The 23,208-nt window shown below is 69.3% G+C and carries 17 protein-coding genes; 12 read left to right on the plus strand and 5 right to left on the minus strand.

Annotation, left to right across the window (positions count from 1 at the left end; all coding sequences use genetic code 11):
* The first annotated feature begins 73 nt into the window (after window positions 1-73).
* Window positions 74-892, plus strand: a complete 819-nt coding sequence (locus PFX91_RS09310; protein WP_285730909.1) for an SGNH/GDSL hydrolase family protein — start codon at window positions 74-76, stop codon at window positions 890-892.
* A 178-nt stretch (window positions 893-1,070) separates the two neighbouring features.
* On the opposite strand, the gene PFX91_RS09315 is transcribed toward PFX91_RS09310, so the two are convergent.
* From PFX91_RS09315 to PFX91_RS09330, 4 genes are all read right to left on the minus strand, one after another.
* Window positions 1,071-1,442 (minus strand): Fur family transcriptional regulator, encoded by a 372-nt coding sequence (locus PFX91_RS09315; RefSeq protein WP_285730911.1) that lies wholly within the window; start codon window positions 1,440-1,442, stop codon window positions 1,071-1,073.
* On the minus strand, window positions 1,439-2,341 hold the full coding sequence (locus tag PFX91_RS09320; RefSeq protein WP_285730912.1) for a metal ABC transporter permease: 903 nt from the start codon (window positions 2,339-2,341) through the stop codon (window positions 1,439-1,441). The genes PFX91_RS09315 and PFX91_RS09320 overlap by 4 nt, the downstream gene beginning before the upstream one ends.
* The gene (locus PFX91_RS09325; protein ID WP_285730913.1) at window positions 2,334-3,170 is read right to left on the minus strand and encodes a metal ABC transporter ATP-binding protein; all 837 of its coding nucleotides are present in this window, start codon (window positions 3,168-3,170) and stop codon (window positions 2,334-2,336) included. The genes PFX91_RS09320 and PFX91_RS09325 overlap by 8 nt, the downstream gene beginning before the upstream one ends.
* A 70-nt stretch (window positions 3,171-3,240) precedes the next feature.
* Complete coding sequence (locus PFX91_RS09330; RefSeq protein WP_285730914.1) at window positions 3,241-3,645, minus strand: DUF6703 family protein; 405 nt, start codon at window positions 3,643-3,645, stop codon at window positions 3,241-3,243.
* Between the two features lie 322 nt (window positions 3,646-3,967).
* Between PFX91_RS09330 and PFX91_RS09335 the strand changes: the two genes are divergently transcribed.
* From PFX91_RS09335 to PFX91_RS09345, 3 genes are all read left to right on the plus strand, one after another.
* On the plus strand, window positions 3,968-7,657 hold the full coding sequence (locus tag PFX91_RS09335) for a CDP-glycerol glycerophosphotransferase family protein (RefSeq protein ID WP_285730915.1): 3,690 nt from the start codon (window positions 3,968-3,970) through the stop codon (window positions 7,655-7,657).
* A gap of 148 nt (window positions 7,658-7,805) precedes the next feature.
* Entirely contained in the window at window positions 7,806-8,102 is a 297-nt protein-coding gene (locus PFX91_RS09340) for an antibiotic biosynthesis monooxygenase family protein (RefSeq protein WP_285730916.1), read from the plus strand.
* 181 nt (window positions 8,103-8,283) lie between these two features.
* Window positions 8,284-9,672: a glycine--tRNA ligase gene (locus PFX91_RS09345; RefSeq protein ID WP_285730917.1), complete on the plus strand. Its 1,389-nt coding sequence runs from the start codon at window positions 8,284-8,286 to the stop codon at window positions 9,670-9,672.
* Window positions 9,673-9,747: 75 nt separating this feature from the next.
* On the opposite strand, the gene trhA is transcribed toward PFX91_RS09345, so the two are convergent.
* Window positions 9,748-10,389 carry a PAQR family membrane homeostasis protein TrhA gene (gene trhA / locus PFX91_RS09350; protein WP_285731090.1) on the minus strand — a complete coding sequence of 214 codons (642 nt, stop codon included), beginning with the start codon at window positions 10,387-10,389 and terminating at the stop codon, window positions 9,748-9,750.
* Between the two features lie 592 nt (window positions 10,390-10,981).
* Here trhA and ppdK point away from each other — a divergent pair.
* From ppdK to arfA, 8 genes are all read left to right on the plus strand, one after another.
* Window positions 10,982-13,678, plus strand: a complete 2,697-nt coding sequence (gene ppdK, locus PFX91_RS09355; RefSeq protein ID WP_285730919.1) for a pyruvate, phosphate dikinase — start codon at window positions 10,982-10,984, stop codon at window positions 13,676-13,678.
* Window positions 13,679-13,999: 321 nt separating this feature from the next.
* Window positions 14,000-15,088 (plus strand): YdcF family protein, encoded by a 1,089-nt coding sequence (locus PFX91_RS09360; RefSeq protein ID WP_285730920.1) that lies wholly within the window; start codon window positions 14,000-14,002, stop codon window positions 15,086-15,088.
* A gap of 50 nt (window positions 15,089-15,138) precedes the next feature.
* Window positions 15,139-16,389: a deoxyguanosinetriphosphate triphosphohydrolase gene (locus tag PFX91_RS09365; RefSeq protein ID WP_285730922.1), complete on the plus strand. Its 1,251-nt coding sequence runs from the start codon at window positions 15,139-15,141 to the stop codon at window positions 16,387-16,389.
* 122 nt (window positions 16,390-16,511) lie between these two features.
* Window positions 16,512-17,528, plus strand: coding sequence for a LacI family DNA-binding transcriptional regulator (locus tag PFX91_RS09370; protein ID WP_285731091.1), 1,017 nt, complete (start codon window positions 16,512-16,514; stop codon window positions 17,526-17,528).
* A gap of 128 nt (window positions 17,529-17,656) precedes the next feature.
* Entirely contained in the window at window positions 17,657-19,333 is a 1,677-nt protein-coding gene (araB, locus tag PFX91_RS09375) for a ribulokinase (protein WP_285731093.1), read from the plus strand.
* Window positions 19,330-20,022, plus strand: coding sequence for an L-ribulose-5-phosphate 4-epimerase (locus tag PFX91_RS09380; protein WP_285730923.1), 693 nt, complete (start codon window positions 19,330-19,332; stop codon window positions 20,020-20,022). The genes araB and PFX91_RS09380 overlap by 4 nt, the downstream gene beginning before the upstream one ends.
* 13 nt (window positions 20,023-20,035) lie before the next feature.
* Window positions 20,036-21,472, plus strand: coding sequence for an L-fucose/L-arabinose isomerase family protein (locus PFX91_RS09385; protein ID WP_285730924.1), 1,437 nt, complete (start codon window positions 20,036-20,038; stop codon window positions 21,470-21,472).
* A gap of 201 nt (window positions 21,473-21,673) precedes the next feature.
* A complete protein-coding gene (arfA, locus tag PFX91_RS09390; protein WP_285730925.1) occupies window positions 21,674-23,197 on the plus strand; it encodes an arabinosylfuranosidase ArfA in 1,524 nt (507 codons plus the stop codon).
* Window positions 23,198-23,208 lie beyond the last annotated feature (11 nt).

The raw sequence follows: 23,208 nt of genomic DNA on the forward strand, positions 1-23,208 counted from the left end.
TGGCCCTCAAAACCCCGAAGAGCATCAACCTACTGTCGCGTAACCATGACGCTGAGCCGGATCATGTCGCACTATGAGTGGATTTGGGAAGGACTCAACAGGCCAGGACATCGTGTCCTTCGTTGCTCTGGGTGACAGCTTCACGGAAGGTCTGAGCGACCCCTACCCGAACAGCGACAGCGTTCCCACCGGCCGCTACCGGGGTTGGGCCGACCGGGTGGCCGAGCACCTGGCGGAGCACGTCGGCGAGCTGCGGTACGCCAACCTGGCCGTGCGCGGCAGGCTCATCGGCCAGATCGTCGACGAGCAGGTGCCCCGGGCGATCGAGTTGGCCCCGGATCTGGTCACGCTGTGTGCCGGCGGCAACGACATCCTCCGCCCGGGCAGCGATCCCGACGCCGTGGCGGTCGTCTTCGCCCGAGCGGTGGAGGAGCTCGGCCGGACCGGTGCGCGCATCGTCGTCTTCACCGGTTTCGACACCAACTGGCAACCGGTGATGCGTCCCCTGCGCGGCAAGATCGCCACCTACAACATGCATCTGCGCGCCATCGCCGACCGCTACGGCTGCGACGTGGTGGACGTGTGGAGCATGCGCATCCTCGACGACCCCCGGGCCTGGAGCGAGGACCGACTGCACCTGTCCTCGGAGGGGCACCGTCGCATGGCCCTGCGCGTGTGCGAGGTGCTCGGGGTTCCGGTGGAGGACGACTGGAACAGGCAATGGCCGCCCGCCGAACAACGAGACTGGCGCATGGCCCGCCAGGAGGACCTGCACTGGGCGCGCGAGTTCCTGGTGCCCTGGATCGGCCGACGTCTCACGGGTCGCTCCTCGGGGGACGACGTGAGCTGCAAGCGCCCCAGCCTGGAGCCGCTCCGACTGCCGCGAGACTGATGTCCGCGTACGCGGAGCCGCCTCCGGCCCCGGACGACGGACGGGGGGACGGACCGAACGTCCGTCCCCCCGGAAGCGACTGCCGTCTTCGGCCCTAGGGAGTGTTCTTTAGAAGGCTTTCGGGCCAGCGAGAGGCGGCCTGGTGGACGCGAGCCCGGAATGATGCAAAAAACACGACCTAGGAGCAGCTGGAGCAGGTGCCGAAGACCTCGACGGTGTGGGTCACGTTGGTGAATCCGTACTCGGCGCCCATGTCGGCGGCCCACTTCTCCACGTCCGGATTCTCGATCTCCACCGCGGCCGAGCACACTCGGCACACGATGTGGTGATGGTGGTTCTCGGTGTCGCACGCCCTGTAAACGGCTTCGCCTTCGTCGGTGCGCAGTACGTCCACCTCGCCGGCGTCGCTCAGCGATTGCAGAGCCCGGTAGACGGTGGTCAGTCCGATCTTGGAGCCCTCGGCGCGTAGGTCCGCGTACAGGTCCTGGGCACTGCGGAAACCAGAAGACCCGGTCAGGGCCCGGCGTACCGCTTCGCGTCGTGTACTCATGGTCTCACCCTCCCCCGATCAGTCTCGGGCATCGTATCGGCCGCACCGGCTCCCGGGGGCCCTAGGGTGGCCGGGGGACGGCCGGTCGAGGCGCGGCGCAGTACGCCGCCGACCGCCACCGCCACACAGAAGACGGCCAGCGCCAGTATGACGATCGTCGCTCCCGGTGAGAGGTCGGAGTAGAAGGACGTGGCCAGGCCGCCGACCGAGGACAGCAGGCCGATCAGCACGGCCAGTGCCATCGTCACCCGGAAGCTCCTGGTGAGCTGCTGCGCGGCGGCGACCGGGACGATCATCAGGGCGCTCACCATGAGAACACCGACCACCCGCATCGCGATCACCACCGTCAGCGCGGCGGTCACCGCCAGCAGCACGCTCAGGAAGCGCACGGGAAGCCCGTGGGCCCGGGCCACCTCCTCGTCCTGGCACAGCACGAACAGCTCACGTCCGAAGACCGCCACCACCGTGATCACTCCCACGGCGAGCACGCCCACGACCCACAGGTCGGCCTCCTCCACGGTGCTCACCGAGCCGAACAGGTAGGAGACCAGTGTGGCGTTGCTCGCCCCCGGGGTCAGGCCGATGAGCAACACCCCGCCCGCGATGCCGCCGTAGAACAGCAGTGCCAGGGCGACGTCCCCGCTGGTGCGGGTGCGCACCCGCACCAGTTCGATCAGGACCGCGCCCAGCGTGGCCACCACCGCCGCTGTGAGCACGGGGGAGGTGCTGGTCAGCAGACCCAACGCCACCCCGGTCAGGGCGACGTGGCCGATACCGTCGCCCAGCAGGGCCAGACGACGCTGGACGAGGTAGGTGCCGATGATCGGGGTGACCAGTCCCACGAGCAGGGCGGCGATCAGCGCGCGCCGCATGAACTCGTAGTGGAGCAGCTCAGTCACGGCCGGGTACCTCGAGTCGGATCATCTCCGCGGCCGTGGTGGTGTCCGTGGAGTCGGGAGAGTGGGGAGAGGGGTGCGGGTGCTGGTGCTCGTGTCCGGGACGGGCGCACGCACCGGTGGGCTCGGGCGCCGTTCCGTCGTGCACGATGCGGCCCGAGCCGAGCACCACGGCGCGCTCGATCACCTCTTCCAACGGGCCCAGTTCGTGAAGGACCAGGACCACGGTGGAGCCGCGTTCGCGCAGACGGGCGATGATGCCGGCCAGTGCCCGCTGGTTGGCGGAGTCCACACCGGCCATGGGCTCGTCCATGACGAAGGTGTCGGGTCGCCCGGCCAGCGCACGGGCGATGAGCACGCGCTGTTGTTGGCCGCCGGAGAGCTCTCGTGCCGAGTCGCGCGCTCGATCCGTCAGCCCCACGAGTTCCAGGGCCTCGTCGACGGCCTCTCGGTGGGCGCGTGTGGGAAGGGAGAGGCGGCCTCGCAGGGCGACCTGCCCGGAGGCGACGATCTCGCGGACGGTCGCGGGGACGGCGCCCCCGGCGGTGAGTCGCTGGGGAACGTAGCCGATCCGGCGCCAGGCGCGGAACCGCCGCAACGGGCCGCCATGGACGAGGACCCGCCCGGAGGTGAGGGGCACGATGCCCAGCATCGCGCGCATCAGGGTCGATTTGCCCGAGCCGTTGGGGCCGAGGACGGCCATGGTCTGTCCCACGGGCACGTCGAGGTTCACACCGTCGAGCACGGGAACACCGTCGTAGGCGACGTGCGCGTCGACGACCTGGAAGGCGGGCGGTGCCTGGGCGGCGACGTCTGTGAGCTGGTCGGACACCGTTCCAGTATCACGAAAACGAAAACGGTTGTCAAAACACAACGAACCGTGACCAGTGTGCGAGGAGAGGTCAGTAGCCCAGGACGCGCGCGGCCGCCAGCACCAGCACGACCGTCACCATGAGCACACGCGGTACCTTCTGCTGCGCGCTCAATGAGGGCCATGTCAGGAACGCCAACCACACGAAGAACATCGCCACCAGCAGCAGGCACAGCGCCCCCACCGGCCCGGGGGCCATCAGGCCCGCGATGAAGAGGGCTCCCAGAGCCAGGGGGGCCGACCACCGAGGGCGTTGGTGCAGCCACACCAACGGCACCGCGCTGCGTTCCTCCACCGCCCGGCGTAGTCTTCCGGGGTCTTTCGACCCCCGGGGCCCGTCCGCCCTCCCCGCTCCCGGGGAGTGTGAGGAATCCCCCTCCGTGGGGGGTCGTCCCCGGTCTCGTCGCTTTTCGTCGCCGTGCTCGGGAAGGGCCATGTCGTCCGTGTCCGCTCCTGGTCCTGTGCCGCCACCGGATGGGCCCGTGGGGCGGACGCGCCCACCGCAGGTGATGGACAGGAGGGTCCGCCGGGCCTGTGATACTTGTTCTCTGAACCCTAGTGCAGGGCCCTGGCGTGCCGCCGGGCACTGGCGCGGCCCCTTCCGCCGCGCGCCTCCCCCGTTCCACGGTGCGCAGAGCGGCCAGGACTCCATGTACCGAGGGTGAGGAAAAATTCACTTCAAGTATTCGGTTGCCGGTGGGCGCAGTCAGTGGCCGTGGCCGCCCGCCGCGACGAACCCTCGGAGGATGTCAACTTCCGTGCCCGAAGCCACCGTCATCGTGACGTTCGACGTCACCGAGCCGCATCTACAGAACTGCCTCGACTCCCTGGCCCGCCAGCATGAGGGCGACGAGGTCAAGGCGCCCACCGAGGTCATCCTCGCCCCGATCCGCAACGGCGACCGGCCCCGTACGGCCGCTCCCGTGACGGCACCGGGGGACGAGGACGCACAATCCCACGGTGACGACGACACCGCGGAGGAGGGGACCGAGGTCCGCGCAGAGGAGCGGGACCAGGGGGATCAGGGGGACGAGGCCGTCGAGCCGGTCCGCGAGGACGCCCTCGCCCTCGCCCTCGCCTTCGCCGCCTCCCCTCCCTCCGGTGTCACCGCCACGGTCCTGCCCGGCGAACCGGCACCGGACGGCTCCACCGCGCGTGCCCGCGCCGCCGCCGCGGCCCACGGCGGCCACCTGCTCTTCCTGGAGGGGACCGACGCCCTCACCGGCTACTCCCTGGCCTATCTCCTGCGCAGCGCCGCCGACACCCGCTCGGACCTGGTGGTCGGCAACGTGTACAAGTTCAACGAGTTGGGCGCCTCCCCTTCCCGCGCGCACCGCAAGTACTGCGCGAAGCACCGTATGGCCGAGGATCCCCGGAACATCCCCGGCCTGGTGTCGGACCGCGCGCTGGGCAACAAACTGTGGCGCAAGGGCTTCTGGGAGTCCCTGCCCGACCACGGACTGGCCCCCGAGGACGCCGACCTCGGTCTGCGCCGGGCGATGCTGGCGGCGAGGGCCGTCGACGTCCTGCCCGCACCCGTTCTGCTCATGCGCGAGCGCGAGGCCGACAGACCCGCCCTGGACGAGGAATCGCTCACCCGCCGTCTCACTGCGATGGGAGGACTCGCCGCCGGTCTGTCCAGCGTCGACCGCGAGCTGTGGGACCGCACTCTGCTCCAGGGCGAGCTCCACCAGCTCCTCCTGCGCCTGGACGACGCCGACGAGCAGGCCCGCGAGGTCGCGCTCGATCTGCTCAACGCCTACCTCGACCACGTGCCCGTGCGGCTCCTGCGTCGCCTGAACGTCCTGGACCGCCTGCTGTACCACCTGGTGCGCGAGCGGCGCCTCTCCGACGTGCTGGAGGTGGCGACCTTCGCCAAGAGCGTGGAGATCAAGAAGGCCACCGTCGTACGACGCGGCTTCGGCTACTACATCCGGTACCCTTTCTTCGAGTCCAAGGACCCGGCCAAGGCGGTGCCGAACGAGATCTACCGTCTCGACGAGGAGATCCGGGTCCGCCAGAAGACCGAGGAGATCCGCTGGGAGAACGGTCGCCTCCACATCAGCGGACGGATCGGTATCCGCCATCTGCGTGCCCGCAGACGTTGGCAACAGCACGTGGTGGCCTTCGCCGTCAACACCGCCACCCGACGCAGGGTCCGCGTGCCCGTGCACACCCGCCTCGCCGCCGAGTACCGGCTCCCCGACGTCATCGACGCGGCCCGGCACGACTACGGGGGCTTCACCGTCGTGGTCGATCCTCGTAGACTGCGCACCTCAGGGCGCTGGGAACCCGGTGAGTGGAAGCTGGAACTGGTCGTCATCAACCGGGGCATCACCCGCCGCAAGTTCGTCTCCAACCCCGTGTCGGGACCACCCGAGCGGCCCGGATACCACCAGGTCGACGAGGACATGTGGGTGCGCCCGCACTGGAACAGGGAACGTCAGCTGGTACTCGGCGTCGAACCCGTTCGCGTGCGGGTCACCGACCACGGTTTCGACCCCGCTACGGGGGAGCTGGAGTTGGAGGCGGAACTGGTGTCCGCGCCCGCGGCCGAGGCCACCCGTCTGCGCCTGACCCGTCGCCCGGGTACCGCGACGCTCACCTTTCCCGTCTCCGTCCATGGTGGTCGCCTCACCGCACGTGTACGGGCCGAGGAACTCTTCGAGCGCAGCGTCACCGAGTGCGGCGGAGTGATCCGACAGGAGGAGTGGGACGTCCACCTGGTCACCCCCGACGCGCAGAGCATGTCACTGACCCTGCCCGACGCGACGGCCACCACCGCCTACGCGACCGAGGGAACGCACCGGGAGCTGGCCGTACTGCGCACCGCGACCGGCCACCTGAAGCTGCGCGCCGGACACGCCCGCCCCACGGTCGACAGGGCCCACTGGCAGGGGCGTGCCCTGCTGCTGGAAGGGGAGTTCCACGACGACGCCGAGCTGCGCCTGGTGGCCAGGGCACGAGGTCGGGACGAGGAGCACACCCTGGCGGTGGAGCGCTCCGGCCGCCGGTTCACGGCCAGGTTCGCCCCGGCCGACATCCCCACCCTGTCGGGCGAGCTGTCCCTGCCCGCCGGCACATACCAGCTGTGGGGTCGGGTCGGCGTTCGGACGTCGGGGGAGGGCCACGGGCCGACGGAGGGGTCCACGGACGTGGGAGTGGAGTTCTCCGAAGCGCTCATCGGCGATCTGCCGTTGCAGATGCAGACCAGTGAGCGCGCCTACACCCTCTCCTACCAGGGGCACGGCATCCCCGTGCTCCAGGTCGGCAGTGACCTGCGCCCCTCCGAACGCGGTACCTTCGCCCAGCGCGAACTACGGGAGAGCCACTACCCGGCCCAGCGTCGAGAGCCCCTCACCGAGGGGATCCTGTTCGACACCTACACCGGACGCCAGTACTCCGACAGCCCGCAGAGCATCTACGCCGAGCTGCGCGGACGTGAGAAGTGGGCGGAGTACCCGATGTCGTGGTTGGTGGCCGACGGTCAGGTGCGTCTGCCCGACGACCTGGACCCGGTGCGCCACCGGGGCCGGGAGTACTACGAGCACCTGGCCCGCAGCCGTTACCTGGTGACGAACTCCCGTCAGCCCGCGTGGTTCCACCGCCGTCCCGACCAGGTGGTCGTGCAGACCTGGCACGGCTCGATGCTCAAACGCATCGGCTTCGACGTGGAGAACATCCGTGGCAAGTCACGCGACTACTTCGACAAACTGGCCTGGGAGACCCGGCAGTGGGACTACCTGGTCTCGCCGAGCCCGTGGGCGACCCCGATCCTGCGCAGCGCCTTCCGCTTCGAGGGCGAGATCCTGGAGACCGGTTACCCGCGCAACGACATCTTCTTCTCACCCGACAGGGAGGCGATCGCCGAGCGCACGCGCCGCAGACTCGGGCTGCCCGAGGGCAAGAAGGTGGTGCTGTACGCGCCGACCTGGCGTGACGACAAGTACTACACGCGGGGAAAGCACAAGCTCGACCTGCACCTGGACCTTCAGAGGATGTACGACAAGCTCGGTGAGGACCACGTGCTGCTGGTGCGGCGCCATCCACGTGTGGTGGACAGCGTGCCGATCGTGGGCAAGGACTTCGTCCACGACGTGTCCCTGTACCCCGAGATCATGGAGCTCTTCCTCATCACCGACGTCCTCGTCACGGACTACTCGTCGATGATGTTCGACTTCGCCAACACCGGACGACCGATGCTCTTCTTCACCTACGACTTGGAGAGCTACCGTGACAACCTGCGCGGTTTCTACTTCGACTTCGAGGAGACCGCCCCGGGGCCGCTGTTGACCGAGTCCGACGAGGTCATCGCCGCCCTGCTGGACATCGACGAGGTGGCCGCGCGCCATCGGGCCTCCTACCGGAGGTTCGTCGACCGGTTCTGCCCGCTCGACGACGGGCGGGCGGCGGCCCGCGTGGTCGACCGGGTCTTCGGCGGGGACTGAACGTCCGACCTCCCCGGGCTCCGTGGGGCCGATCCTCCCCAGGGGCCCGGGGGTGTGCCCGGCCGGGCAGGTCCCGTCCGCCACCGTCGAGGTCCTCCCGGGGAGGCCGGGGGCCGCCGGACTCCCCGGATGGGCCACAATTGTCCGCGTGATCGTCATCACCCGTTACTCCGTGCCCGAGGCCGACACCGAGGCCTTCCAGAGCGACGCCGCGGCCGCGGTCGAGGCGCTCTCCCGCCGTCCCGGCTTCCGGCGCCACCGTGTGGGCCGCGCCGTGGACGACCCCGGGCTGTGGACCGTGGTCACCGAGTGGGAGGGCGTCGGTTTCTACCGTCGAGCCCTGTCCGACTTCGACGTCAAGGTCAACGCCGTGCCGCTGCTCTCGCGCGCCATCGACGAACCCACCGCCTTCGAGATCCTCACCGGCGACGACGCGCCCGAGTGACCCTTCCGACGACCGGAGCCGCCCAAGGCGTGTGTGCGCGGTGGCGGGGTGATCTAGCCTGGGTGGACGCGGTCGCGGCCGTCATCGACACCTGGTCACGACGTACGACGACCGCTCCACACGACAACCGATGTATCGCACACCGCGATCCACCGACACCCAGCCGGATGGAGAGTCACCCATGGCCGCCAAGTCAGAGGCAATGGACGCACTGGTCAACCTCGCCAAGCGCCGAGGTCTGGTCTACCCCTCCAGTGAGATCTACGGGGGTCTGCGCGCCGCCTGGGACTACGGCCCCCTCGGCGTAGAACTCAAGAACAACGTCAAGCGCCAGTGGTGGCGCTCCATGGTGCAGGAGCGTGAGGACGTCGTCGGACTGGACTCCAGCATCATCCTGGCCCGCGAGGTCTGGGAGGCCTCGGGCCACGTGACGGCGTTCGTCGACCCCCTCACCGAGTGCCAGTCCTGTCACAAGCGCTTCCGCGCCGACCACCTCATCGAGGACTACGAGGCCAAGCACGGCCACGAGCCCGCCGAGGGCCTGGCGGCCATCGCCTGCCCCAGCTGTGGAGCCAAGGCCTCCTTCACCGAACCGCGCATGTTCAACGGTCTGCTGCGCACCTACCTGGGTCCCGTGCAGGACGAGAAGGGCCTGGCCTACCTGCGCCCGGAGACCGCCCAGGGCATCTTCGTCAACTACAAGAACGTCGAGCAGAGCGCCCGCCGCAAGATCCCCTTCGGCATCGGCCAGATCGGCAAGTCCTTCCGCAACGAGATCACGCCGGGCAACTTCATCTTCCGCACGCGCGAGTTCGAGCAGATGGAGATCGAGTTCTTCGTCAAGCCCGGTAGCGACGAGGAATGGCACCAGTACTGGATCGACGCCCGACAGCAGTGGTACGTCGACCTGGGCATCTCCAAGGAGAACCTGCGCCTGTACGAGCACCCGCAGGAGAAGCTGTCCCACTACTCCAAGCGGACCGTCGACATCGAGTACCGCTTCAACTTCCAGGGCTCGGAGTGGGGCGAACTGGAGGGCATCGCCAACCGTACCGACTACGACCTCAAGACCCACTCCGAGGCCTCGGGCGTGGACCTGTCCTACTTCGACCAGGAGAACAACGAGCGCTACAACCCCTACGTCATCGAGCCTTCGGCCGGTGTCGACCGGGCGGTGCTCACGTTCATGTTGGAGGCCTACAACGTGGACGAGGCGCCCAACGCCAAGGGCAAGATGGAAAAGCGCGCCGTCATGCGCCTCGACCCGCGTCTGGCCCCGGTCAAGGCCGCGGTCCTGCCGCTGTCGCGCAACGCCGACCTGTCGCCCAAGGCGCGCGATCTGGCCGCCAGGCTCCGTAAGCGCTGGAACGTGGAGTTCGACGACGCCGGTGCGATCGGTCGTCGCTACCGCCGCCAGGACGAGATCGGTACACCGTTCTGCGTCACGGTGGACTTCGACACCCTGGAGGACGAGGCGGTGACCGTGCGCGAGCGCGACACCATGTCCCAGGAGCGCGTGTCCCTGGACCGGGTGGAGACCTACCTCTTCGAGCGCCTGCCCGGCTGCTAAAGGACCGATGGACCGCCCCCGAGGCGTCGCGGACCGGAACCCGTTCGCGGCGCCTCGGGTCTTCTCCGAACCGGATCAGGTCGCGGTGTAGACCACGAAGGACACCGCTATGTAGTGGCACACGAAGGCCGCGATGGTCAACGAGTGGAAGATCTCGTGGAAGCCGAACCAGCGCGGAGCCGGGTCGGGCCACTTGAGCCCGTAGACCACGGCGCCGACGCTGTAGAGGACCCCGCCCACCAGGACGAGGATCCACGTCGCCGGGTGGGTTCCGCCCACCAGGTCGGGGATGAACAGCACCGCCACCCAACCGATGGCCAGGTACAGCGCGGTGGACAGCCAACGCGGAGCGTTGAGCCACAACAGTTTGAAGCCCACCCCGGCGATCGCCCCGCCCCAGATCACGACGAGCATCGCCACGCGCAGCGTGCCATCGAGCACCAGCAACACGAACGGTGTGTAGGTGCCGGCGATGATGAGGTAGATGTTCGAGTGGTCCATACGGCGCAGGAGTTTTTGCGCTCGCGGTGACCAACGCCCCACGTGGTAGATCGCCGAGGTGCTGAACAGCAGCACCGAACTGAGCGCGTACACGGCGCTGGCGATCATGGCGGGAAGGGTGGGGGACAGGGCCACCAGGACGATGCCCGCGGCCAGGGCCAGCGGCGCGGTACCCAGGTGCAGCCATCCACGCAGTCGCGGTTTGACCGCCTCCATCAGGCTCTCGGCCGCGGCCGCGGCCCTGGCGGGGACGGAGGAGACCGATTCCCCATCGGGCCCGGGGGCGTTCGAACCGGTCTCCGTGCTCCTGGTCTCCCGCGCCTGCTCCTCCGACACGTCGCATCCCTTCCGTTTCGGGGTCCCCTGCTGCGGGCCTTCTGGAAGACTAACTTACGCCTCCGTAGGTTACTTGTCGGTACGCCTGTGTTTCAGGGCACAGGAGTCGATGTGGTCATCGTCCCCGGCGGCCTTTCGGGGCGGGTCGGCCCTCCGATTGGTTGAGGGCTTCCTCCAGGGGGAACGAGTCGAGGACGGCGAGGTTGTCGAGCATGCTCAGTGCTGTGACCATTGGTTTCACTGTTCCACAAGTCCACATTCCCGCTTTCCGGCGTCCGCGCTCCACTGTTCTGCGATGAACCATTGGTATAGACCTTTTTGATGCCTTTGACCTGGGAATACGTTGGAACAGGGGAGTCCGTGAAGGTGCGAGTACGCACGGTGTGGAAGAGTCACGCCCATCCGGGCGTCGGCGCCGACCCCGCGCCGGGTTGATGAGAGCCGGGTCATCGAGAAGCGAGGGAGCATCCCCGTGACCAAGTACGTCTACAAGTTCGCCGAGGGCAACAAGGACCTGAAGGACCTCCTCGGCGGCAAGGGAGCCAATCTCGCCGAGATGACCAATCTCGGGTTGCCGGTCCCCCCGGGGTTCACCATCACCACCGAGGCGTGCCGCCACTACCTCTCCCACGGCACCATGCCGGCCGGACTCGACGCCGAGATCGAGGCCCACCTCGCGCAGCTGGAGAAGACCATGGGCCGCCGCCTGGGACAGCCCGACGATCCGCTCCTGGTGAGTGTGCGCTCGGGCGCCAGGTTCTCCATGCCCGGCATGATGGAGACGGTCCTCAACATCGGCCTCAACGACGACTCCGTCCTCGGCCTGGCCGCCCAGGGGGGTGACGAACGCTTCGCCTGGGACTCCTACCGCCGGCTGATCCAGATGTTCGGCAGGACCGTCCAGGGCATCGACGGCGAGCTCTTCGAGGACGCCATCGAGGAGCTCAAGGCCGCCAAAGAGGGCACCAGCGACCTGGACCTGGACGCCGCCGATCTGCGTCGGCTCGTCGACCGCTTCAAGGCCATCGTCCTGGAACAGACCGGAAGCCCCTTCCCGAGCGACCCCCGTGAGCAGATGAACCTGGCCGTCAGGGCGGTCTTCGACTCCTGGAACGCCCCCAGGGCCGTCCTGTACCGCCGTCAGGAGCGCATCCCCGCCGATCTGGGAACCGCCGTCAACATCTGTTCCATGGTCTTCGGCAACCTCGGCATGGACTCGGGCACCGGGGTCGCCTTCACCCGGGACCCCGCCTCCGGCCGACAGGGCGTCTACGGCGACTACCTCCAGAACGCCCAGGGCGAGGACGTGGTGGCCGGTATCCGCAACACCGTGCCCCTCGCCCGGTTGGAGGAGATCGACGCCCGCAGCTACGAGGAACTGCTGGGCATCATGGAGACCCTGGAGAACCACTACCGGGACCTGTGCGACATCGAGTTCACCATCGAACGCGGCAAGCTGTGGATGTTGCAGACCCGCGTGGGCAAGCGCACGGCCGCGGCCGCGTTCCGTATCGCCGACCAACTCCTCGACCAGGAGATGATCACCCTGGAGGAGGCGGTCCAGCGAGTCACCGGAGACCAACTGGCGCAGTTGATGTTCCCCCGCTTCGACGAGGAGGTCGCCTCCGGCCCCGACGTCCACCGCCTCGGACGCGGAATGAACGCCTCTCCCGGCGCCGCCGTCGGCAAGGCCGTCTTCGACTCCTACACCGCCGTCAAGTGGTCGCGCAGCGGTGAGCGGGTCATCCTGTGCCGCCGCGAGACCAACCCCGACGACCTTGAGGGCATGATCGCCGCGGAGGGCATCCTCACCAGTAGGGGCGGCAAGACCTCGCACGCGGCCGTGGTCGCCCGCGGCATGGGCAAGACCTGTGTGTGCGGCGCCGAGGAACTCGACATCGACACCAAGAACCGGCGCATGACCGCGCCCGGTGGCGAGGTGATCGAGGAGGGCGACGTCATCTCCATCGACGGCACCAGCGGAACGGTCTTCCTCGGTGAGGTCCCCGTGGTGGACTCCCCGGTCGTCCGTTACTTCGAGGGTGAGATCGACCCGGCCTCCGACCAGGCGGACGATCTGGTGCGCGCCGTGGACCGCCTCATGCACTATGTCGACGCCGCCCGCCGCATGCGCGTGCGCGCCAACGCCGACACCCCTCAGGACGCCGCGCGCGCCCGTCGCATGGGGGCCCAGGGCATCGGTCTGTGCCGTACCGAGCACATGTTCCTGGGCGACCGTCGCCAACTGGTCGAGACGCTCATCCTCGCCGACACCGAGGACGAGCAGATCCAGGCCTTGGAGGAACTGCTGCCTCAGCAGCGCGAGGACTTCGGCGGGATCCTGGAGGCCATGGACGGCCTGCCCGTGACCGTGCGCCTGCTCGACCCCCCGCTGCACGAGTTCCTGCCCGACATCACCGAACTCTCGGTGCGCGTCGCCGTGGCCGAGGCGCGCGGGGAGAGCCACGAGAACGACCTGCGCCTGCTCCAGGCGGTCCACAGGCTGCACGAACAGAACCCGATGTTGGGCCTGCGCGGGGTGCGTCTGGGGCTGGTCGTCCCGGGGCTGTTCACCATGCAGGTGCGTGCCATCGCCCAGGCCGCCGTGGACCGCGTCAAGGCGGGCGGGCGGCCCCGACCCGAGATCATGATCCCGCTCGTGGGCACCGTGCAGGAGCTGGAGATCATCCGGGAGGACGCGTTGCGCGTGCTCGGGGAGGTGTCCCGGGAGAGCGGTGTCGAGCTGGACTTCCCGATCGGGACGATGATCGAACTTCCCAGGGCCGCCCTGACCGCGGGGCAGATCGCCGAGAACGCCGACTTCTTCTCCTTCGGTACCAACGACCTCACCCAGACGGTCTGGGGATTCTCCCGTGACGACGTGGAGGCCTCCTTCTTCTCCGCCTACCTGGAGAAGGGGGTCTTCGGGGTGTCGCCCTTCGAGTCCCTGGACGTGGACGGGGTGGGTCGCCTGGTCGGTATCGCCACGGAGGAGGGGCGGGCCGCCAGGCCGGGGATCAAGCTCGGCGTGTGCGGTGAACACGGAGGAGACCCCGCCTCGGTGCACTTCTTCCACAAGGTCGGTCTGGACTACGTCTCCTGCTCTCCCTTCCGGGTGCCCGTCGCCCGGTTGGAGGCGGGACGGGCGGCCGCCCATCCCGTGCACTGACACTCGGGCCGTGGGCGTGGTGGTGAAGGACCACCGCGCCCACGGCGCTCGTGGGTGGAGGAAATGTTCCGGACACGCCCTAGACTCATCCCGGTCGGCGGTCACGCGTTCGAAAATAAGCTGTGATCTGTCCGTGATGTATTCTGGCCGCCGAGTAGATCATCCGTTCCCCCTTCTCCTCGCACCCGAGAAGCAGGGTGCGCCGACACCTTCCTCCGCCACGGCCCCTCGGCCGAGATCACCGCGAACCAGTGGTGGGCGGAGACCGTCCCAGTGGGGGTGGGAGCCCCCCGACCAGAGCAGCTGCGCGGAGGTGAGCCGGTGCGAACGGCGAACGACGGCCTTGGCGAGGAGCCGTGGGACGACCCGGCCATTGCCTCCTCCCCCGATGACGAGGCCACCCGGGTCTTCTCTCGGGAGGCCTTCTCCCTGGCCTCCGCGTCCTCCGACGCGGACACCACACGTGAGTTCGCCCGTGAGGCGTCCGACGAGACGACCCGGGCCCTGCGACGTGAGGAGTCCACGGAGGCCTCCGGAACCCGTGAGTTCGCCCGGTCGGACTTCGACGACCTCTACGAGGTTCCGGCCGGCTCCGAAGGGGAGTGGGCGTCGGGCCGTAAGGCGCAGGAGCCGGGGTCGTCGAGCGTCGACTTCACCCGTCGCTTCGTTCGTGAACGTCCGCCCGGCCGCGGTCGGGCGCCGTATTCGCGGGAAAGGGAGCCGGAGGAGACACCGCCCACCGCCGAACCCCGCCGGTCGCGGCCGGCGCCTCCCCGTCCGCGCGGGCGTCGCCGCCGTTTCCGCCTGCGGTGGGTGATCACCCTGGTGCTGCTCACCGTCCTGGCCCTTCCCCCCGCGACCTGGGGTTGGGTCTGGTACACCGCACGGCAGGACGACCGCACGGCCTCCGACGCCATCATCGTGCTCGGCGCCAGCCAGTACAACGGTGTCCCCTCACCCGTCTTCGAGGCCCGACTGCGCCAGGCCCAGGAGCTCTACCTGGAAGGCGTCGCCCCCGTCATCATCACCGTCGGCGGCAAGCAGCCCGGTGACAACTTCACCGAGGCGGCCTCGGGCCGCAACTGGCTGGTCGAGGTGGGGGTCCCAGCCGAGCAGATCATCGCGGTGGAGGAGGGCAGCGACACCCTACAGAGCATCCAGGCCGTCTCCTCGGTCTTCGAGGAACGCTCCTGGGAGACGGCCGTCCTCGTCTCCGACCCCTGGCACAGCCTGCGTTCCAAGCGCATGGCGGCCGACCACGGCATCGAGGCGGGCACCTCGCCCTCCCGCTCGGGCCCGGCGGTCATCGAGCGCCGTACCCAGGTGTGGTACATCACCAGGGAGACCGCCTCGCTCTGGTACTACTGGATCTTCAACAACAGCAGCGACATTCAGGTCAACGCCGCCTGACCAGCGCAGACGGCGGGTGTTGTCGGAGCGGGGAAGTAGGGTCGTACCCGATGACGAACCACGTCCGCGAAGGCGGAGCGCCCGGATACACGGCACATGACACCGAACGCAGGACGCGGGAGGACCGCAAGAACCGCGCCCGGGACCCCTTCGAACGCGATCGCGCCAGGGTCCTGCACAGTTCCGCGCTACGCCGCCTGGCCGCCAAGACCCAGGTGGTCCAGCCCGGAGTGAGCGACTTCCCGCGCACCCGCCTCACCCACTCCCTGGAGTGCGCCCAGATCGGCCGCGAACTCGGTCAGGCGCTGGGCTGTGATCCCGATCTGGTGGAGACTGCCTGCCTCTCCCACGACCTGGGCCATCCGCCCTTCGGACACAACGGCGAGCGCGCCCTGGACGAGGCCGCCGCCGCGTGCGGCGGGTTCGAGGGCAACGCCCAGAGTCTGCGCCTGCTGGTGCGGCTGGAGGGCAAGGTCATCGACGCCGAGGGACGCAGCGCCGGGCTCAACCTCACACGCGCCACCCTCGACGCCACCGTCAAGTACCCCTGGCGTCGCGGTGAGGGCGGTCACACCCACAAGTTCAACTGCTATCCCGACGACACCGAGGTGTTCACCTGGCTGCGCCGGGGCGCGCCCCGGAATCGCACCTGCTTCGAGGCCCAGGTCATGGACTGGGCCGACGACGTCGCCTACTCCGTCCACGACGTGGAGGACGCCCTGCACGCGGGGTTGGTGGACCCCTCCGCCCTGCACAGCGCCGCCGAACGCGCCGAGATCGTCCGTATCGCGGCCGAACACTACTGCGACGCCGACCCCGCCGAGCTCGACGAGGTCTTCACCGCACTGGTCTCCGCCCCCGCCTGGCCCCGCGAGTTCACCGGGGACCTGCCCTCCCTGGCGGCCCTGAAGAACCTCACCAGCGAACTCATCGGCCGTTTCTGTCGGGAGGCGGAGGAGGCCACCCGCGCCGCCCACGGTCCCGGACGTCTCACCCGCTACGGCGCCGACCTCATCGTGCCGCGCCGCCCGTTGCTGGAATGCGCCCTTCTCAAGGCGGTCGCGGCCCACTTCGTGCTCTCCCGGGAGGAGGCCCTGGCCTACCAGGCGCAGGAGCGGCGTCTGATCACCGAACTGGTCGAGGCCCTGTGGAAGAGCGCCCCGGAAGGACTCGACCCCCAGTTCCGCGCCGCCTTCGCCGAGGCCGGGGACGAAACGGCCGCCCTGCGGGTGGTGATCGACCAGGTGGCCTCGCTCACCGACACCTCCGCCACCGCCCTGCACGCCCGCATGGTGGGTTGACGCGCCTCCCGGTTTCGGGGAAGGGGGGTTGACTTTCCGTATGTGAGCGCTAACACTGTTGCGCACCTCACATGACCCCTTGGAGGTGCGTCCAGTTGAACCCAGGTGACCGTACCCCCGTCATGGCGGACGTGGCCCGGTTGGCCGGAGTCTCCCACCAGACGGTCTCCCGTGTCGTCAACGGCCATCCCAACGTCCGTGAGGAAACGGTCCTGCGGGTACGGCGCGCGATCGACGAACTCGGATACCACCGCAACCCGACGGCGAGGGCACTGGTCACCCGCCGGACCAACGTGCTCGGCGTCATCGCCTTCGACACCACGCTCTTCGGTCCCGCGCAGACCCTGGCGGGCATCGAACGCGCGGCACGCGAAGAGGGCTACTTCCTGAGCATGGTCACCTTGGACGACGTGTCGCCGGACGGGGTCGTCGCGGCGGCCGATTATCTGGTCCAGCAGTCCGTCGAAGGTTGTGTGGCGATCGCCCCGCAACGCAGCCTGGTCGAGGCACTGGCCGCGGTGCGGGGCCCACGCCCCCTCGTCGCCGTGGAGGGCGGGGAGGGCTCGGGCCTTCCCGTCGTGTGCGTGGACCAGGTCCAAGGCTCCTACGACGCCGTGCGACACCTGCTCGCACTGGGCCACAGCACCGTCCACCACATCGAGGGAGCTCCCCTGTGGCTGGAGTCGGAGGCCCGCGTGGTCGGGTGGCGCCGGGCGCTCACCGAGGCCGGGGCGCCGATTCCCGAACCGCTCCAGGGTGACTGGAGCCCCCGATCCGGCTACGAGCTGGGCCGCCGACTGGTGGCCCGGCGGGCCGCGGGGGAGCGCGTCACGGCCGTCTTCGTCGGCAACGACCAGATGGCCATAGGGCTGCTGCGCGCCCTGTACGAGGCGGGGCTGCGCGTGCCCGGGGACGTCAGCGTGGTCGGCTTCGACGACGTGCCCGAGGCGGAGTTCCTCACCCCCTCCCTGACCACCGTCTTCCAGGACTTCGCCCAGGTGGGCAAGGAGAGCCTGGCACTGCTGCTCGGCGAGATCGACGCCCAGCGCAACGGCTCCGCGGCCTCCTCCCGGGCCGGCCGCAGAGTCGTTCCGGCCCGGCTGCGGATCCGGGGCAGCAGCGGCCCCCCACCCCCCTGACGCCTTCGCCCGCCCCCGTCCGACCGTTCGCCTCCCCGCCTCCGAGACTCCGAGACTCCGCCCCCACCGGAAGGGATTCCTTCGTGGACCGAAATGTTAGCGCTCACATTCCTTCCCCCTCCGAGGCCGTGGTCCTCGGGGTGGACTTCGGTACCCTCTCCGGCCGTGTCGTGGTGGTCAGGGTCGACGACGGCGCCGAACTCGCCTCGGCCGCCCACGCCTACCGGCACGGCGTCATCACCGACCGCCTGCCCGGATCGGAGCGGGCCCTGGAGCCCGAGACCGCCCTGCAGTGCCCCGAGGACTACCGTGAGGTCCTGCGCACGGCCGTCCCCGAAGCGCTGCGCGCCGGAGGAGTCCTTCCCGAACAGGTCATCGGCATCGGCACCGACTTCACCTCCTGCACCTTCCTGCCGGTGACCTCGGAGGGCACACCGCTGTGCGAGATCCCCGAGCTGGCCCGGCGCCCGCACGCCTGGCCCAAACTGTGGCGTCACCACGCCGCCCAACCCGAGGCCGACCGGATCAACGCCCTGGCGGCGGAGCGCGGAGAGAAGTGGCCGGCCCGCTACGGAGGAAGGATCTCCTCCGAGTGGCAGTTCGCCAAGGCACTGCAGGTCTTGGAGGACGACCCCGAGATCTATGAGCGAACCGACCGCTGGATCGAGGCCGCCGACTGGATCGTGTGGCAGCTGTGCGGACGCGAGACCCGCAACGTCGCCACCGCCGGGTACAAGGGTCTCCACCAGGACGGCGCCTGGCCCTCCACGGACTTCCTGGCAGCCCTGGATCCCCGTTTCGCCGGTTTCGTCCAGGACAAGCTCGCCCACCCCCTGTCGCAGCTCGGTGAGCGCGCGGGCCCCCTCACCGCCCAGGCCGCCTCCTGGACCGGTCTTCCCGAGGGCATCCCGGTCGCCGTCGGCAACATCGACGCACACGTCACCGCGGCCACCGCGCAGACGACCGGATCCGGACGGATGCTCGCCATCATGGGCACCAGCACCTGTCATGTCATGAACTCCGACGTCCTGGCCGAGGTGCCCGGTATGTGCGGCCTGGCCTACGGCGGCATCACTCCCGGGGCATGGGGGTACGAGGCCGGACAGAGCGGAGTCGGTGACATCTTCGGCTGGTTCGCCGACTCCTACGCACCGCCCGCCTACCACGACGAGGCACGCGAACGCGGACTCACCCTGCACGAACTGCTCACCGCCAAGGCCGAGAGAGCGGCGGTGGGAGAGCACGGACTCCTCGCCCTGGACTGGCACAGCGGCAACCGTTCGGTCCTGGTGGACCACGACCTTTCGGGGGTCCTGGTCGGTATGACCCTGGACACCCGGCCCGAAGAGGTCTACCGGGCGCTGGTCGAGGCCACCGCGTTCGGTACCCGCACCATCGTCGAGGCCTTCGCCTCCTCCGGGGTCCCGGTGCACGACCTCACCATCGGTGGCGGCATGGTCCGTAACCCCTTCGTCCTCCAGGTCTACGCCGACGTGCTCGACCGGCCCCTGCGCGTCGTGGCCTCCGAGTACGGCTGCGCCGTCGGAGCGGCCATCCACGCAGCCGTCGCGGCGGGGGCCTACCCCGACATCCACGCCGCGTCCGAGGCCATGGGCCGTGTCCGGGAGGAGGCCGTCGTTCCCGACCCCGCACGCGCCGTCGTCTACGACGAGCTCTACTCCGTCTACTCCGAACTCCACGACCACTTCGGCCGGGGCGGCAGCCGCAGCCTGCACCGTCTGAGAGCCCTGCGCAACGCCGTCCTGGCCCGGGCACAGGACGGCACCGAGAAGGGAGAGCGATGACCATCCACGCATCCGAGGCGGTCCCAGAGGAGTTCCGAGAGGAGGTGGAGCACCTGAGAGAACAGGTGTGCGCCCTGCACTCCGAGCTGATCCGCTGGAACCTGGTCACCTGGACCAGCGGTAATATCTCGGCCCGTGTCCCTGGCGCGGACCTGATGGTGATCAAGCCCAGCGGCGTCTCCTACGACGACCTCGCACCGGACGACATGGCCGTGTGCGACCTGTACGGCCGGGTCGTCGAAGGGCGACGAAAACCCTCCAGCGACACCTCCTCCCACGCCCACATCTACCGTGCCCGCCCCGACGTCGGCGCCGTCGCGCACACGCACAGCCCCTACGCCACAGCCTGGGCCGCGCGCGGCGAGGCCATCCCGTGCGCCATCACCGCCATGGCCGACGAGTTCGGCGGCGACATACCCGTCGGCCCCCTCGCCCTCATCGGCGGAGACGACATCGGACAGGGCGTGGTCACCACCCTGGAGGGCCACCGTTCGCCCGCGGTCCTCATGCGAGGCCACGGTGTGTTCACCGTCGGAGCCGACGCCAGGGACGCGGTCAAGGCCGCGGTGATGTGCGAGGACGTCGCCCGCACCGTGCACATCGCCCGCCAGGGCGGTCCCCTCCGACGCCTGCCCCAAGAACACATCGACGCGCTCCACCACCGCTACCAGAACGTCTACGGCCAGTAAGGAAGTACGTCTCGTGTCCGTACCCGCAGCCCCGGCCACCGACCACCCGCCCGTCCAGGTCCACCGTCCCCGTATCGGCCTGCTCGGGATCATGCAGCCGCTCTACGACGACATGATCCCGGGTATCACCGAGCACCAGGCGGCCTACGCCGCACGCGTCGCCGACCGGCTCTCCGACGTCGCCGAGTGGACCGTCGGCCCGCCGGTGCGCGGGCGGGCCGACGCCGAAGCGGTGGCGCGCGACTTCGAGGCCGCGGGACTCGACGGCGTCATGGTCGTCATGCTCACCTACGGTCCCTCCCTGCGTGTCACCCGCGTGCTCGCCGACATGCGGCTGCCCGTCGTCCTGGCCAACATCCAGCCCGATCCCGAGGTCGACCCCTCCTGGGACATGGCGGACATGACCTACAACCAGGGCGTCCACGGAGCCCAGGACACCGCCAACGCCATGGTGCGCGCGGGTGTGCCCTTCGAGGTCGTCACCGGTGACTGGCGCAGTGCCGAGTTCGCCTCGCGTGTGGACCGCTGGGCACGGGCGGCCCGCGCGGTCACGGCGCTGCGATCCCTGCGGGTCGGCGTGTTCGGCCACCCCATGAACGGCATGGGCGACGCCCGCGTGGACGAGACCGCCCTGCTGCGCGTACTCGGCCCGGAGGTCCACGTCATCTCGCCGGGGGTCCTGCACCGGACGATGGCCGGCCTGTCCGACGAGGCGGTCACGGACCTCATGGACTGGGAGGACCGGGTGTTCGAGGTCGACGGGCGCCTGTCCACGGAGGAACGCGTCGACCACGCTCGTATGCAGCTGGGCATCGAACGACTCCTGGAGGAGAGCGGCTGCGGTGCCTACTCCACCCACTTCGACGCGATCGGTGAGGACGGACGTTTCGCCCGCCTGCCGATGGCCGCGGCCTCCACCCTGATGGCCAAGGGGTACGGGTTCGCGGGCGAGGGCGACGTCCTGGCGGCCTCCATGGTCTACGCGGGACACCAGCTCGCCGGAGACGGCCACTTCACCGAGATGTACGCGATGGACTTTCCCAGCGACTCCATCCTCATGAGCCACATGGGAGAGGGCAACTGGAGGGTCGCGCGTGGGGACGAACCGATCCGTCTCATCAAACGCCCCCTGGGCATCGGTGGCCTGGACGACCCGCCGACCCTGCTGTTCCGCTACCGGCCGGGACCGGCCACCCTGGCCTCGTTGGTCGCCCTCGGTGGTGAGCGCTTCCGCGTGGTCGTGGCCCAAGGCGAGGTCATCGACACACCCGCGCTGCCTTCCCTGGAGATGCCCTACGGCCGGTTCCGCCCCGACAGTGGCGTGCGCGGATGCATGGACGCCTGGCTGCGCTCGGGCGGTACCCACCACATGGTCATGAACACCGGAGCCCGCGCCGAGGACTGGCGGGTCCTGTGCGAACTCTCCGGTGTCGAGTACGTCCGGGTCTGAACCGTCGGACACGTCCCCCCACGGGGTTCCCAGGCGACGAGCGCCCACACACGGCGGCCGGTTCCGGCCACATCGCGAGGACGTCCGGGCAAGACCCGGGGCCGGCGGGCAGGATCGTCAGTCGACCGCCCCGAAGAACCCAGTGAGGACGACCCCCGAAGACACGACGTTCTCGAGCAGCCCCCATCACGAGGAGACCCCTTGCTCCACGCCTCCCTCAGCGCCGACGCGGTCACCCCGCTCTCTCCCGTCCACCGCCGTACCTTCGGCTCCTTCGTCGAACACATGGGACGTTGCGTCCACACCGGCGTCTACGAACCCGACCACCCAACCGCCGACGCCGACGGGTTCCGCGGCGACGTCGCGGCCCTGGTCCGCGAACTGGGCGTGACCACCGTGCGCTACCCCGGTGGCAACTTCGTCTCCGGCCACCGCTGGGAGGACGGGGTCGGACCCAAGGACCGACGTCCGGTACGCCGGGACCTGGCCTGGCACGCCATCGAGACCAACCAGTTCGGCCTCGACGAGTTCGTCACCTGGTGCAGGCGGTCGGACATCGAACCGATGATGGCCGTCAACCTCGGCACACGCGGACTCCAGGAGGCCCTGGACCTGCTGGAGTACGCCAACCATCCGGGCGGTACCCACCTGTCGGACCTTCGCGCCGCCCACGGACACCCCGACCCTCACGACATCCGTATGTGGTGCCTGGGCAACGAGATGGACGGACCCTGGCAGATCGGCCACTTGGACGCCCGCTCCTATGGGCGCAAGGCCGCTCAGGTCGCCCGTGCCATGAGGATGGCCGACCGCGATCTGGAACTGGTCGTGTGCGGCAGCTCGAACTCCTCCATGCCGACCTTCGGCACATGGGAGGCCACCGTCCTGGAGGAGGCCTACGACGCCGTCGACCACATCTCGCTGCACGCCTACTACGAGGAGCACGAAGGCGACCTGGCCGGCTTCCTCGGCTCGGTCACGGACATGGATCGCTTCATCGACTCCGTGATCTCCACCGCCGACGCCGTCGGCGCGAGACTGCGGGAGCGCAAACGCATCCAGCTCTCCTTCGACGAGTGGAACGTGTGGTACATGAGCCGCCACCACGCACAGGCCGCCGCCCGGCCCACGGACGACTGGCCTGTCGCGCCCAGGGTCATCGAGGACCGGTACAACGTGGCCGACGCGGTCGTGGTCGGCAACATGCTCATCAGCCTGCTCCGGCACAGCGACCGCGTCACCGCGGCCTGCCAGGCACAACTGGTCAACGTGATCGCACCGATCATGACCGAGCCCGGTGGGCCGGCCTGGCGACAGACCACCTTCCACCCCTTCGCCCTGACCGCCGCCTCGGCGGCGGGCCACGTGCTGCACACCGACGTCGACTGCCCGGTCCAGGACACCGCCAGGTACGGCGAGGTCCCCGTGGTCGACGCCGCCCTCACCCACGACCCCGAGGACGGGCGTGCCGCCCTGTTCGTCGTCAACCGCTCCACCGAACGACCCCTCACCCTCCGAGCCGACCTGCGCGACCTCGCCCCCGAGGGCGTCTCCGAAGCGCTCACCCTCACCGACGACGACGTGTACGCGACCAACACCATGGACGACCCCGACCGGATCGTGCCCCGACCCAACACGACGGTCCGACTCGACGGAGGGCGCCTCACGGTGACCCTGCCGCCGGTGTCCTGGACCGTCCTCACCCTGTCGACCAGCCGCAACTGACCGGAAGGCGT

This window comes from Nocardiopsis sp. ATB16-24, from assembly GCF_030271535.1.
Lineage (GTDB): Bacteria > Actinomycetota > Actinomycetes > Streptosporangiales > Streptosporangiaceae > Nocardiopsis.